General features: G+C 46.7%; 13 protein-coding genes. All 13 read left to right on the top strand.

What is annotated here, in order from left to right; all coding sequences use genetic code 11:
- Window positions 1-31: 31 nt before the first annotated feature.
- The 13 genes from INT76_RS09720 (at window position 32) to der (ending at window position 12,886) form a co-directional block, all read left to right on the top strand.
- Window positions 32-1,375, top strand: a complete 1,344-nt coding sequence (locus tag INT76_RS09720; RefSeq protein WP_212570301.1) for a DEAD/DEAH box helicase — start codon at window positions 32-34, stop codon at window positions 1,373-1,375.
- A 15-nt stretch (window positions 1,376-1,390) separates the two neighbouring features.
- Window positions 1,391-1,615 (top strand): DUF4059 family protein, encoded by a 225-nt coding sequence (locus tag INT76_RS09725; protein WP_212570303.1) that lies wholly within the window; start codon window positions 1,391-1,393, stop codon window positions 1,613-1,615.
- A 13-nt stretch (window positions 1,616-1,628) separates the two neighbouring features.
- Window positions 1,629-2,546 (top strand): thioredoxin-disulfide reductase, encoded by a 918-nt coding sequence (gene trxB / locus INT76_RS09730; RefSeq protein ID WP_212570305.1) that lies wholly within the window; start codon window positions 1,629-1,631, stop codon window positions 2,544-2,546.
- A 10-nt stretch (window positions 2,547-2,556) separates the two neighbouring features.
- Window positions 2,557-3,099, top strand: coding sequence for a YceD family protein (locus tag INT76_RS09735; protein WP_212570307.1), 543 nt, complete (start codon window positions 2,557-2,559; stop codon window positions 3,097-3,099).
- Between the two features lie 115 nt (window positions 3,100-3,214).
- Entirely contained in the window at window positions 3,215-4,639 is a 1,425-nt protein-coding gene (gndA, locus tag INT76_RS09740; protein WP_212570310.1) for an NADP-dependent phosphogluconate dehydrogenase, read from the top strand.
- 3 nt (window positions 4,640-4,642) lie between these two features.
- Window positions 4,643-5,332 carry a response regulator transcription factor gene (locus tag INT76_RS09745; RefSeq protein WP_212570312.1) on the top strand — a complete coding sequence of 230 codons (690 nt, stop codon included), beginning with the start codon at window positions 4,643-4,645 and terminating at the stop codon, window positions 5,330-5,332.
- A gap of 87 nt (window positions 5,333-5,419) precedes the next feature.
- A complete protein-coding gene (locus INT76_RS09750; protein WP_212570314.1) occupies window positions 5,420-6,532 on the top strand; it encodes an AI-2E family transporter in 1,113 nt (370 codons plus the stop codon).
- Window positions 6,533-6,689: 157 nt separating this feature from the next.
- Window positions 6,690-8,222 (top strand): hypothetical protein, encoded by a 1,533-nt coding sequence (locus INT76_RS09755; RefSeq protein ID WP_212570316.1) that lies wholly within the window; start codon window positions 6,690-6,692, stop codon window positions 8,220-8,222.
- Window positions 8,223-8,315: 93 nt separating this feature from the next.
- Window positions 8,316-8,789, top strand: a complete 474-nt coding sequence (gene nrdR, locus INT76_RS09760; protein ID WP_212570318.1) for a transcriptional regulator NrdR — start codon at window positions 8,316-8,318, stop codon at window positions 8,787-8,789.
- A gap of 3 nt (window positions 8,790-8,792) precedes the next feature.
- The gene (locus INT76_RS09765) at window positions 8,793-9,956 is read left to right on the top strand and encodes a replication initiation and membrane attachment family protein (protein WP_212570326.1); all 1,164 of its coding nucleotides are present in this window, start codon (window positions 8,793-8,795) and stop codon (window positions 9,954-9,956) included.
- Window positions 9,953-10,849, top strand: a complete 897-nt coding sequence (dnaI, locus tag INT76_RS09770) for a primosomal protein DnaI (protein ID WP_212570328.1) — start codon at window positions 9,953-9,955, stop codon at window positions 10,847-10,849. Before INT76_RS09765 ends, dnaI begins: the two co-directional genes overlap by 4 nt.
- Window positions 10,846-11,559, top strand: a complete 714-nt coding sequence (locus INT76_RS09775) for a nitroreductase family protein (protein ID WP_212570330.1) — start codon at window positions 10,846-10,848, stop codon at window positions 11,557-11,559. Before dnaI ends, INT76_RS09775 begins: the two co-directional genes overlap by 4 nt.
- Before the next feature lie 16 nt (window positions 11,560-11,575).
- Window positions 11,576-12,886, top strand: a complete 1,311-nt coding sequence (gene der, locus INT76_RS09780) for a ribosome biogenesis GTPase Der (protein ID WP_212570339.1) — start codon at window positions 11,576-11,578, stop codon at window positions 12,884-12,886.
- Window positions 12,887-13,008 lie beyond the last annotated feature (122 nt).

Genomic DNA, 13,008 nt, shown 5'->3' on the forward strand with positions numbered 1-13,008 from the left:
AATGGTAAGAAGCAGAAAAAAAGAGGAAACTATGAAATTTACAGACTTACCATTAAAGGGCTACATTCAAAAAGCCCTAGCGGAGATCAACTTTGTTGAGGCCACAGAGGTGCAGGAAAAGTTGATTCCAATTGTTTTATCAGGTCGTGACTTGGTTGGTGAATCCAAGACCGGTTCGGGCAAGACCCATACCTTTTTGATTCCGATTTTCCAAAAGTTGAATGAGGAGTTGGATCAGGTTCAGGCGGTCATCACAGCGCCATCACGGGAGCTGGCGACGCAGATTTATCAGGCAGCCTGTCAATTGGCCAGCCACTGCGAAACAGAGGTTCGCGTCAGCAACTATGTGGGCGGAACGGATAAGAAGCGCCAAATCGACAAGCTCCAATCCAGTCAGCCCCATATCGTTATCGGAACTCCGGGCCGCATCTATGATTTGGTCAAATCTGGCGATCTGGCCATCCACAAGGCAGGGATTTTTGTGGTCGATGAGGCCGATATGACGCTAGATATGGGCTTTTTGGAAACGGTGGACAAGATTGCCGGCAGCCTGCCTAAGGACCTGCAATTTCTTGTCTTTTCAGCGACTATTCCGCAAAAATTACAACCCTTTTTGAAGAAATACTTGTCTAGGCCCGTCATCGAGCAAATCAAGACTAGGACTGTCATTTCAGATACCATTGAAAACTGGTTGATTTCTACCAAAGGTCGGGACAAGAATGCCCAAATTTTAGAGATGACCCAGCTCATGCAGCCCTACTTGGCCATGATTTTTGTCAATACCAAGACGCGGGCAGATGAACTCCACAGCTACCTGACAGCCAATGGTTTGCGAGTTGCTAAAATCCATGGAGATATTCCTCCGCGGGAGCGCAAGCGTATCATGAATCAGGTCAAGAACTTGGATTTTGAATATATCGTGGCGACGGATTTGGCGGCGCGTGGAATCGACATCGAAGGGGTCAGCCATGTCATCAACGATGCCATCCCACAGGATTTGTCCTTCTTTGTTCACCGTGTCGGACGGACAGGCCGAAATAGCTTGTCTGGTATTGCCATCACCCTTTACCAGCCGAGTGATGATGCGGACATTCGAGAACTAGAAAAACTCAACATCCAGTTTCTTCCAAAGGAAATGAAGAACGGGGAGTTTGTCGATACCTACGACCGCGACCGTCGGGTCAATCGTGAAAAATCCCGTGAAAAACTGGACTTGGAAATGCTTGGTCTGGTTAAGAAGAAAAAGAAAAAAATCAAGCCAGGCTACAAGAAGAAAATCAAGTGGGCTGTGGATGAAAAACGCCGCAAGACCAAACGAGTGGAAGCAAGAGCCAAGGGGCGTGCCGAGCGCAAGGCCAAACGCCAGACCTTTTAATTGATAGGATAGACCATGTTACAAACGATTTTAAGTCTTTATTTGCAGAGCTTGCTTCTTGCGGCAGTTGCGGTCATTTTTGTTAGCCTCATCTGGTTTTTTGCTCGGATGATAAAGCGGACAGATAAGACCCTCCAAGCCCGGCAAGAGGTACTTTACGATTTGTTGATTATAAATGTTATGACCATCCCCATTATTTCCTTTGGGATTGTCGGCATTTTACTGATGTTAAAAGCTTAGGAAGAATGAACTTATGTACGATACAATCATCATCGGTGCCGGCCCTGCTGGAATGACCGCAGCCCTCTATGCAGCCCGAAGCAACCTCAAGGTTGCCCTCTTGGAGCGTGGTATTTACGGCGGCCAGATGAACAATACAGCTGATATTGAAAATTACCCTGGATATGCAGCCATTTCTGGACCAGAATTGGCGGAAAAAATGTTTGAACCCTTAGAAAAATTTGGTGTTGAACACCTGTTCGGTCAGTTAGTCAAGATTGAGTTGGACGGTGAGGTGAAAAAGGTCATCACAGAAGATGAGGTTTTGGAAGCTTCTACGGTTGTGCTTGCAATGGGAGCCCAACACCGCCTGTTAGGGGTTCCGGGAGAAGAAACCTACAACAGCCGCGGCGTTTCCTATTGTGCGGTTTGTGACGGAGCTTTCTTTCGCGACCAAGATTTACTGGTGGTTGGGGGCGGCGATTCCGCCGTTGAAGAAGCGATTTTCCTGACCCAGTTTGCAAAAAGCGTGACCATTGTTCACCGTCGGGATGAATTGCGTGCCCAGAAGATTATTCAGGACCGCGCTTTTGCCAATGAAAAAATCAGCTTTATCTGGGATAGCGTGGTAGAGGAAATCCAAGGTGACGAATTAAAAGTTCAAAGTGTCCGCATTCGAAACGTGAAAACCAGTCAGGTCAGTGAACATGCCTTTGGTGGCGTCTTTATTTACGTTGGATTGGATCCGATGAGCGAGTCTGTCAGCGACCTAGGGATTACAGATGAGGCAGGCTGGATTGAAACCAACGACCTCATGGAAACCAAGCAAGCGGGCGTCTTTGCGGTCGGTGACATTCGTAAGAAACACCTGCGCCAGATTACGACAGCCGTTGGCGACGGCGCCATCGCAGGCCAGCAAGTCTACAATTACCTACTAGAACACACCAAGTAGAGAGGTTTTTATGTTTCATATCTATGACATTCAAAAAAGCCCTGACGGCATTGCCTTTGATAAGGTTTTTGACCTAGAAAAGGAGCTTCAGGAGCGCAACAAAGAAATTCTAGGACTCTCTCCTGTCGCTGTTACAGGAAAGGTTCGATTTGAATCCGGGTTTTTCTTTTTAGATTACCAAATGACCTACACCATTACGCTAGCTTCCAGCCGGTCAATGGAGCCTGTTCATCTTGATGAAAACCAGTCCGTTAACGAACTCTTTGTCGCAAGTGAGGCAGCGCTCAAGGAGCAGGATTTGGTCGATGAAGACTTGGTATTGGTAGTAGAGGATGACCAGATCAATCTAGCAGAGAGCGTAGCGGATAATATTTTGCTCGCGATTCCAATCAAGGTCTTGACTCCAGAAGAAGAAGCTGGTGCAGACCTGCCATCAGGAACCAACTGGACCGTGATGACCGAGGCCGGCTACCAGTCGAACGCTCAAGCTAAAAAAGAAGCCAACAGCCCCTTTGCTCAGTTGCAGGGATTGTTTGACGAAGAAGACAAGTAGAGGAAAAGGGAAGGGCGAAAGCTTTGACCTTGCGATTAAATTATCTGAAAATTCTTGTCAATACGTCTATTTCAGTGTATAATGAAGAAGATACTAATTAGAGGAGTAAGAACTCATGACAAAAGCAAACTTTGGTGTTGTCGGTATGGCAGTTATGGGCCGCAACTTGGCCCTCAACGTAGAGTCACGCGGTTACACCGTAGCAATTTATAACCGTTCAGCAGATAAAACAGAAGATGTAGTAGCTAGCAATCCAGGCAAGAAACTGGTACCAAGCTACGATGTAGAGAGCTTTGTAGCTTCTATTGAAAAACCACGCCGTATCATGCTCATGGTTCAAGCAGGACCAGGTACAGATGCGACGATTCAAGCTCTTCTGCCACACTTAGATAAAGGGGACATCTTGATTGACGGTGGAAATACCTTCTACGAAGATACCATCCGTCGCTCTGCTGAGTTGGCTAACTCAGGTATCAACTTCATCGGAACAGGTGTATCTGGTGGTGAAAAAGGTGCCCTTGAAGGCCCATCCATCATGCCAGGTGGTCAAAAAGAAGCCTATGAATTGGTGGCAGATGTCTTGGAAGAAATTTCTGCAAAAGCCCCAGAAGACGGCGCGCCATGTGTCACTTACATTGGCCCAGACGGAGCAGGTCACTATGTGAAAATAGTCCACAATGGTATCGAGTATGGTGATATGCAGTTGATTGCCGAGTCATATGACCTCATGCAACACCTGCTTGGCTTGTCTGTTGAGGAAATGGCAGACATCTTTACTGAGTGGAACAAGGGCGAGTTGGATAGCTATCTGATTGAAATCACAGCTGACATCCTAAAACGCAAGGACGACCAAGGTCAAGATGGCCCAGTTGTGGACTACATCCTGGACGCTGCAGGAAACAAGGGTACTGGAAAATGGACCAGCCAATCTTCACTTGACTTGGGAGTGCCACTGTCATTGATTACAGAATCCGTATTTGCTCGCTATATCTCAACTTACAAAGAAGAGCGTGTGGCAGCAAGCAAGGTTCTTCCAAAACCAGCACCGTTTGCTTATGCAGGCGACAAGGCTGAATTGGTGGAAAAAATCCGTCAAGCCCTCTATTTCTCAAAAATTATGTCTTACGCACAAGGCTTTGCTCAATTGCGCGTTGCCTCTAAAGAAAACAATTGGAACTTGCCGTTTGGCGAAATCGCTAAAATCTGGCGTGCAGGATGCATCATCCGCGCTCGCTTCTTGCAAAAGATTACAGATGCCTACGGACGTGACGAAGACTTGGCCAACCTCCTCTTGGATGAGTACTTCTTGGATGTCACAGCTAAGTACCAACAAGCGGTTCGCGAGGTAGTCTGCCTTGCTGTTCAAGCAGGCGTACCTGTACCAACCTTCTCAGCAGCGATCACCTACTTCGATAGCTACCGTGCTGAGAACTTGCCAGCAAACTTGATTCAGGCTCAACGGGACTACTTTGGTGCCCACACTTATGAGCGCAAAGATAAGGAAGGCATCTTCCATTACTCATGGTATGATGAAAAATAACCTATGGCCAAAAAGATTCTAATTGCAGGTAGAGAGCGTAACCTGTCTCACTTCGTTTCCATGGAATTGCAGAAGAAGGACTATCTCGTTGACTATGCTTCAACAGGAAAGGAAGCTCTCTTACTAGCACATGAAACGGACTTTGATTTGATATTGATGAGTTTTCAACTGTCGGACATGTCCAGCAAGGAACTGTCTAAAGAGTTGCTCAAACTCAAACCCGCTTCTGTTATCATCGTGGCTGTGGATAGTGCAGATGTTGCTGCCCATGGTCAGGACATATTGACCTATGCTGTTTCTTATGTTATCAAACCTTTCGTGATTAGTGATTTGGTTGAGCAAGTGACAGCCATCTTTCGCGGGCGGGATTTTATCGACGAAAATTGCAAACAGGTCAAGCTTCACGCGGCCTACCGTGATTTGAAAATTGATTTCCAAAACCGCACGGTGTCGCGCGGAGATGAGCTCATCAACCTAACCCGAAGGGAATATGATCTCTTGGCGACGCTGATGAACAGTCCTGAAACCATGAGCCGCGAACAGCTCTTGGATCGGGTTTGGAAATATGAGTCGGCAGCAGAAACAAATGTTGTGGACGTCTATATCCGTTACCTAAGAGGCAAGCTGGATCTGCCAGGGCAGGAGTCCTATATCAAGACTGTCCGTGGAGTTGGCTATGCCATGCGGGATTAAGCAAGAGAGATTGGCAAATGCCAGTCTTTCTTTTTTATCTGTCCTATGGTAGAATAAAAAAACAGTAATTGATTAAGGGAACTATCTATGAAATCAACATTTAAAGAAAAACTATTGCTGATTGCCTTTGCAGCCCTTGTGCTACTGGCTGTTCTGAATTATTCCTCTCTGCACGAGGGCTTACAAGTCGTTTTATCCAGTGTCCACTCTCTGTTTATCGGTGCCCTGATTGCCTTTATCCTTAATGTTCCGATGAAAAAGCTGGAAACTCTCTTTGAAAAAGTTTCTTTTTTAAACAAGGTGAAGCGTCCATTGGCCATCACCAGTGTTTTTATCTGCTTTATCTTGATTGTAACAGCTATTGTGGTGATTGTGCTGCCGACCTTGGTGGCAACAGTTGCTCAGCTGGTTAATGTCATCAGTGAAGAAATACCAAAATGGATTAAAAACCTCCAAGAAAGCGGCTTTTTGTCCAGCCAACTTGGAAGTCAGATCAATGAGTACTTATCTCAATTTACCAATATTTCCAATCTATCCAGCCTAGCTACCAACTTCCTTTACGGTCTGGTCAACAATGTTAGTGGCATTTTCTCAAATACCATGTCCCTGGTTATGGCTTTCTTCTTTACCATCAGTATTCTGGGCAGTAAGGAACACCTCCAAACCATGTCTCTAAAACTGCTCCATGCCTTTTTGCCTAAAAAGATTGTTGGCGTCCTTACCTATATCGGTGAAGTGATTGTGGATACCTATGATCGGTTCCTGATGAGCCAAATTGTGGAAGCTGTGATTATCGGCAGTCTGGTCTTTATTTCTTATTCACTATCTGGGATTCCTTATGCCAGCATGGCGGGGATTCTGTCAGGGGTTCTTTCCTTTGTGCCTTATATCGGCCCATTCACTGCCTGCATGATTAGTGCCCTCTTTGTGGCGGTGGAAAACCCTTGGCTGGCCCTCTGGTCGATTGTCCTTTTCCAAATCCTCCAGCTGATTGAAGGAAATATCATCTACCCACGGGTTGTAGGACAGTCTGTTGGTTTGCCGACCCTCTTTACCTTATCTGCAGCCCTTATCGGCGGAAACCTCTTTGGTCTTTTGGGGATGGTCTTTTTCACTCCAATCTTTGCGGTCATCTACCGCCTTGTTCGAGAGTGGGTCAATATCCGCCTCAAGGACAAACAGATTGTCATTGAAGAATAGCTAAAAAACCTGCCCAGTGCAGGTTTTTTGGATGCAGAAGTGGGGATGCCTGCCTTCTTCTGGTTTCTCCTTTCCAAGTGTGTTATACTGGACAGTATATACTAGATTCTGCCCGCTAGTTTGGCTGTTCTTGGGCGGAAGAAGGAATGGTGAACTTGTGAGAAAAATCGGAGTGACAGTTGCTGCTGCCTTGCAGGGCTTGATAGGTTATGGAGGCCGGTTCTTGTTTGGTCTTCTCTTTTTGTGCACGGTGGTTGTTCAGACCGTTTTGAGGCTGCCCAAGGGAGAGTGGGCTGATGTGTTGCCCAATACTGTTTGGTCCTTCTTGGTGTTGATTGGACTGCTTGCGGTGACTTACCTGAGTCGAGGTTGGCTAAAGCGTTTTAGCAATCGGCAGATTTTTATAGCAGGCTGCTTGCTCTATTTGCTGGCTGGACTCGGCTTGATTTTCTTCACAACAGATGTGACCCGCTATGACGCTGCGGCTGTATTTCGTTCGGCTGTGGAGATGAATGCAGGAGATTATCAGAGTTTAGAGGTGGGAGGCTATCTCTATCGTTATCCCCATCAACTCGGATTGGTTAGTTTTGAGCGCTTGGTTCTGACCATCATCCCCATACCAAATGCTACGGTGTTTTTTGTTCTCAATCTGGCTATGGTTCTTGGGATTAACTGGGCTAGTTGGCAGCTTGCCGACCGCTTGTTTGCCAATCGGTCTATCAGTCGCTATACCTTGTTGCTCTCCTTTGCTTTTTTGCCGCAGCTCTTTAATATCCTGTTTGTCTATGGTCTGATTTTTGGGCTCTTCTTTGCCAGCTTCGGTCTGCTCTTTCTGGTAGATTACCTGCACAAACAGAGGGTGAGAGATGCGGCTTGGGCGACCATTTTCTTGGTTGTATCCTACTGGATTCGCAATAACTACATCATCCTTCTGGTAGCAGTAGCACTGATTCTCTGCCTAGAATTTCTAAAAAAAGGAATCAAGCAGCACCTCTTGCTCCTTCTGGCTATCATCAGTTTAGCTTTTGGTCTGAACAAGGCAACAACAGCCTATTATAGCTCGGTCAGCGGCCAAGATTTGCAAGGAATGCCCAAGATTTCTTGGTTGGCCATGGGCTTACAGGATGTTCCAAACGACATCCGCCAACCCGGCTGGTACAATTATTATGTCCGCGATATTTACAAGGAAACAGACGGAGATTATGCTGCCATCGAAGCGGCGGCCAAAACCAGTCTTGCAGAAAGGCTGGCCGTCTTTGCCAAGGATCCACTCTATGCCCTAGATTTTTTCCGGATCAAGCTGCTAACCACCTGGACAGAAGCTAGTTTTGAGTCCATCTTTTCGGGCCCTAGTAAATGGCGGATGCAACCGCATAGGACGGACCTTCTCAAGGATCTCTATCAGGGAGGGAACTCCTATATCCTTCTGTACCAGTGGTTCCATCCGGTTCTGATGCTAATCTACGGAGGAGCTGCCCTCTTCCTCTGGCTCAGGAAACCAAAAGAAGAGGAGGTTATTCACCTCTACCCCTACCTCTTTTTAGCAGGCGGGCTGGTCTTCCACCTTTTGTGGGAAACCAAGAGCCAATATGTTTCTCCTCATGTCTACCTTCTGATTCCCTTTGCAGCAGCAGCCTATGTGATTTTTTGGGAAAAATGGCAGAGCAGAAAAGAGAAAACTTCCTCATAGTTTGCTCAGCAAGGAGCCTTTGCTTCTTGCTTTCTTTTATTCTCTTGCAAAATATGATACAATGAAGTGATAATGAGATAATGGAGAAAGAGTATGCGTTGCCCAAAATGTAATAGTTTGAAATCAAGTGTTGTGGATAGTCGCCAAGCAGAAGACGGCAACACCATTCGCCGTCGCAGAGAATGTGAACAATGCGGCCATCGGTTTACAACCTATGAGCGAGTAGAAGAAAAAACCCTAGTCGTTGTCAAGAAGGATGGCACCCGCGAACAATTTTCCCGCGAGAAAATCTTTAACGGCATCATCCGTTCTGCCCAAAAACGCCCTGTAACCAGCGCGGAAATCGAGGAAGTGGTCAACCGCATTGAGCAGCAGGTTCGCGCACAGAGTGACAGTGAAATTGAAAGCGATGTGATTGGCAATCTGGTTATGGAAGAACTAGCTGAGCTGGATGAAATTACCTATGTTCGTTTTGCCTCCGTTTACCGCTCCTTCAAGGACGTAGGTGAGTTGGAAAATTTGCTCAAACAAATTACCAAGGGCAGCAGACACAGAAGACAGGATTAGTAGATGAAACCAAACGATCTCTATTGTTATGTGAGAACCACCCCTTTTACAGCAGACTGGTCTAGCTTGAGTCAATGTTACCAGCCGATTATCGGTTTGGATGGCTTTGCACTCTACCATTACCTCCATGCATTTGTGGATTATGGACAGGGCCGTTATAAATTTAGCCGCATTCTCAACCACTTAGACTTTGGTATGCCCCGTCTTGAGCGGACTTTAGATGTGCTTGAAGCCGTGGATTTGTTGGAGCGCTACCAGATGGATGGTGCCTACGGTCTTCTCATCAAGCCGCCTTTGTCTACTCAGGCCTTTTTGCATAAGCCTCTGTATCGCCAACTATTGACCAAGAAGATTGGGGAGTCTGCTCTGGAACAGCTCAGACTGTTGCGACCGAATCAAGAGCAAAACATCACCAAACGCTTCTCAGATGTCTTCACGATTGAAGGGAAAGTGGAGGTGCAAGTGCAAGGTTCAGCAACCAGTGGCTTGGACTGGCAAGCTTTCAAATCCATGATGGCTCGGGATAAACTGCGTTTTCAGCAGGAAACCGATGATATGATTGCCTTGGAATATCTGGCCGAACAAGAAGGCTGGAACTGGTTGGAACTCTATCAGAAGGCCAAGGAAACAGCTCTTGACCAAATGATTTCAACCAAGCGCCTGGCCCAAAAAATCCAAGGGTATCACCAAGCTCCGAAAGGAAGTTTGACGGAGCGAGAAGCTGCTCTGGCTCGGGAAAGTAAGGCCATGACAGCCCTTGAATTTCTAGCCTTTCTCAAGGAAAGTCGCAAGGCGGCAGTGACTGCCTCGGAGCGCAAATGTTTGAAAGATATGGCGGTTCTGGGGCTTTTAGATGAAGTCATCAATGTCTTGGTTCTTTACAGTCTCAACAAGCTAGACTCGGCCAATCTCAATGAAAAGTATGCTCTCAAGTTAGCCAATGATTTTTCTTATAAGGGAATTGCCAGCGCAGAAGCAGCCATTCTTTATCTCAGAGAACAGCGAACAAGCAGTAAGCTCCAAAAACCTGCTCAGGAAGCTGTCAGCAATGTTCCAGAATGGAGCAAAAAAGAAGTCAAAACGAAAACCAGTGCCGAAGGAAAAGCCAAGATGGATGCTCTTCGGCGTCAAATGTTAGCCAATGAAAACAAAGGAGGTGGCTCATGAAATCCGTTCAAGACAAGTTGACCCAAGGTCACAAGAGTCGGAAGTCTTATCAGGAAGTCTATCAGGAAATACTGGCAGACGAGGATGTTGCGGCCTTCATTCGTCAAGAGGGGCTCAATCAGGATGAAATCAACCGCTCCATTTCCAAATTCTTTGAATTTGTTAGCCAGCGAGATAAATTTTTATCTAAGGATGCCTCCTATATCGCAGTTGGCTACCAACCGGTTCTTGTCATGAATCAAGGCTATGCGGACGTGTCCTATCTGGAAACCGCAGAGCTGGTTGAGCACCGCAGATTAGAAACTATAAAAAATCGCATCCAATTGATTAACCTGCCCGCCTCTCTCCGTCAGGTGACCATCGATGACTTGGATTTTGATGATGACTATCGCTTTGAAGTCTACAAGGCCTTGGATGATTTTGTAGAACAAGTCGGGCACAATAACAAAGGGCTTTACCTCTATGGTAATTTTGGGATAGGGAAGAGCTATCTGATGGCCTATTTGGCCCACCGTCTTTCTATTGCTCGTCAACTATCTACGACCATGCTGCACTACCCAACCTTTGTTGTGGACATTAAAAATGCCATTAAGGATGCTTCCGTCAAGGAAAAAATAGACCAGATTAAGACCGCGGAAGTCTTGGTTTTAGATGATATTGGGGCAGAACAGCACAGTCCGTGGGTTCGAGACGATGTCTTGCAGGTCATTCTCCAATACCGGATGCAGGAAAACCTGCCGACCTTCTTTACCTCCAATTTCTCTTTTGCCGATTTGGAGCGCCACTTTGCGGCAGGTCGGACAGGTGATGAAACCTGGCAGGCCAAGCGGGTCATGGAAAGAATTCGTTTCTTAGCCACTGAGATTCATTTGCAAGGAGTGAACCGCCGATGAACGAAACAATTGATTTGATGCTTGCGCACACCTCGGTTCGCCGTTTTACCGACCAACCCATTTCAGATGATGAGTTGAAAGCTATTATCAGTGCAGGACGTGCAGCTTCAAGCTGGAAGAATTTCCAGTCCTATTCGATTATCCTGGTCCAGTCCGAGGAGAAAAAACAGGCTCTTTATGACTTGGTTTCCCAACCTGCCATTTTGCAGGCTCAGGCCATTCTTGTCTTTGTTGGCGATCATAATCGTGCCAGCAAGGCAGCACAGCTCCACGAGATGCCTTTTGATGCCAAGGGAGTGGAAAATCTCCTGATTTCATCTGTGGATGCGGCTTTAGCTGGACAGAATGCCCTGCTTGCGGCAGAAAGTTTGGGCTATGGGGGTGTTTTTATCGGCATGATTCGCCATAAAGCAAGGCCCGTAGCAGAACTTTTCCAGTTGCCAGCCTACACCTATCCGATCTTTTGTATCGCCTTGGGAAAACCAGCAGAGCAACATCCTGTTAAGCCACGCTTGGCTGAGAAAGCTGTCGTATTTTCAGAAGTTTATCAAGAACAAGGGCCTGAGGCCATTCAGGCTTACGACCAAGTTCAAACAGACTACGCAGGCAGTCGTCAAACGGAAAAATGGTCCCAGCGCATGGTTGCACAATTTAGCCAGCCAGAGCAGCCTGAAACCAAGGCTTTGCTGGAAGAACATCAATTATTGTAATTAGAAAGAGAGTAGTATGGCTCTACCAACTATTGCCATCGTTGGCCGTCCCAACGTTGGAAAATCAACCCTATTTAATCGTATTGCAGGTGAGCGGATTTCGATTGTCGAAGATGTGGAAGGGGTGACCCGCGACCGCATTTATGCGACAGGTGAATGGCTTAACCGCAAGTTTTCACTTATTGATACGGGAGGAATCGATGATGTAGATGCCCCATTCATGGAACAGATCAAGCACCAGGCTGAAATCGCCATGGATGAAGCAGACGTCATCGTCTTTGTCGTATCTGGCAAAGAAGGAGTAACGGATGCCGATGAGTACGTTTCCCGCATCCTCTACAAGACCAATAAACCGGTCATTTTGGTGGTCAACAAGGTGGACAATCCTGAGATGCGCAACGACATCTATGATTTCTATTCACTGGGTCTAGGAGATCCCTACCCGGTGTCTTCAGTCCATGGTATTGGAACGGGGGATGTCCTTGATGCCATTGTAGACAACCTGCCGACAGCGGAAGCTAAGGAAAATCCTGACCTCATCAAGTTCAGTTTAATCGGTCGCCCTAATGTCGGCAAGTCCAGTCTTATCAATGCTATTTTGGGGGAGGAGCGCGTGATTGCCTCTCCGGTTGCAGGAACGACCCGTGATGCCATCGATACCCACTTTACCGACAGTACCGGTCAAGAATTTACTATGATCGATACGGCAGGGATGCGCAAGTCCGGTAAGGTCTATGAAAATACAGAGAAATACTCTGTCATGCGGGCCATGCGGGCTATTGATCGCTCTGATGTCGTTTTGATGGTCATCAATGCCGAAGAAGGCATTCGTGAGTACGACAAGCGGATTGCTGGATTTGCCCATGAAGCAGGAAAAGGGATTATCATCGTGGTCAATAAGTGGGATACTCTGGAAAAAGACAACCACACCATGAAAAAATGGGAAGATGATATTCGTGACCAGTTCCAGTACCTGTCTTATGCACCGATTATCTTTGTGTCCGCCTTGACCAAACAACGCCTTCACAAGTTGCCAGAAATGATTAAGACTATTAGCGAGAGTCAGAATACCCGCATACCATCAGCCGTTCTCAATGACGTCATCATGGATGCCATCGCCATCAATCCAACTCCAACGGACAAGGGCAAGCGACTCAAAATCTTCTACGCTACTCAGGTCGCAACCAAGCCACCGACCTTTGTGGTCTTTGTCAATGAAGAAGAACTCATGCACTTTTCTTACATGCGTTTCTTGGAAAATCAAATCCGCAAGGCCTTTGTCTTTGAAGGAACACCGATTCATTTGATTGCCAGAAAACGGAAATAGAGCCGGATTTGGGTTCTAAGGAGGAGATAGTGGTTATCCACCTCCTTTTCTTTGTAAACAAGTAAAAGACTGCTAAAATAAGACTTGGAGCCGTCATCACGGTCTGGAACTGATTTGAGTAG

The sequence above is a fragment of the Streptococcus oriscaviae genome (genome assembly GCF_018137985.1).
Lineage (GTDB): Bacteria > Bacillota > Bacilli > Lactobacillales > Streptococcaceae > Streptococcus > Streptococcus oriscaviae.

What these genes read in the sequence shown, in the direction of transcription:
- INT76_RS09720 (WP_212570301.1), top strand. Translation starts at nt 32, where the DNA reads ATGAAATTTACAGACTTACCATTAAAGGGCTACATTCAAAAAGCCCTA.
- INT76_RS09725 (WP_212570303.1), top strand. Translation starts at nt 1,391, where the DNA reads ATGTTACAAACGATTTTAAGTCTTTATTTGCAGAGCTTGCTTCTTGCG.
- trxB (WP_212570305.1), top strand. Translation starts at nt 1,629, where the DNA reads ATGTACGATACAATCATCATCGGTGCCGGCCCTGCTGGAATGACCGCA.
- INT76_RS09735 (WP_212570307.1), top strand. Translation starts at nt 2,557, where the DNA reads ATGTTTCATATCTATGACATTCAAAAAAGCCCTGACGGCATTGCCTTT.
- gndA (WP_212570310.1), top strand. Translation starts at nt 3,215, where the DNA reads ATGACAAAAGCAAACTTTGGTGTTGTCGGTATGGCAGTTATGGGCCGC.
- INT76_RS09745 (WP_212570312.1), top strand. Translation starts at nt 4,643, where the DNA reads ATGGCCAAAAAGATTCTAATTGCAGGTAGAGAGCGTAACCTGTCTCAC.
- INT76_RS09750 (WP_212570314.1), top strand. Translation starts at nt 5,420, where the DNA reads ATGAAATCAACATTTAAAGAAAAACTATTGCTGATTGCCTTTGCAGCC.
- nrdR (WP_212570318.1), top strand. Translation starts at nt 8,316, where the DNA reads ATGCGTTGCCCAAAATGTAATAGTTTGAAATCAAGTGTTGTGGATAGT.
- INT76_RS09765 (WP_212570326.1), top strand. Translation starts at nt 8,793, where the DNA reads ATGAAACCAAACGATCTCTATTGTTATGTGAGAACCACCCCTTTTACA.
- dnaI (WP_212570328.1), top strand. Translation starts at nt 9,953, where the DNA reads ATGAAATCCGTTCAAGACAAGTTGACCCAAGGTCACAAGAGTCGGAAG.
- INT76_RS09775 (WP_212570330.1), top strand. Translation starts at nt 10,846, where the DNA reads ATGAACGAAACAATTGATTTGATGCTTGCGCACACCTCGGTTCGCCGT.
- der (WP_212570339.1), top strand. Translation starts at nt 11,576, where the DNA reads ATGGCTCTACCAACTATTGCCATCGTTGGCCGTCCCAACGTTGGAAAA.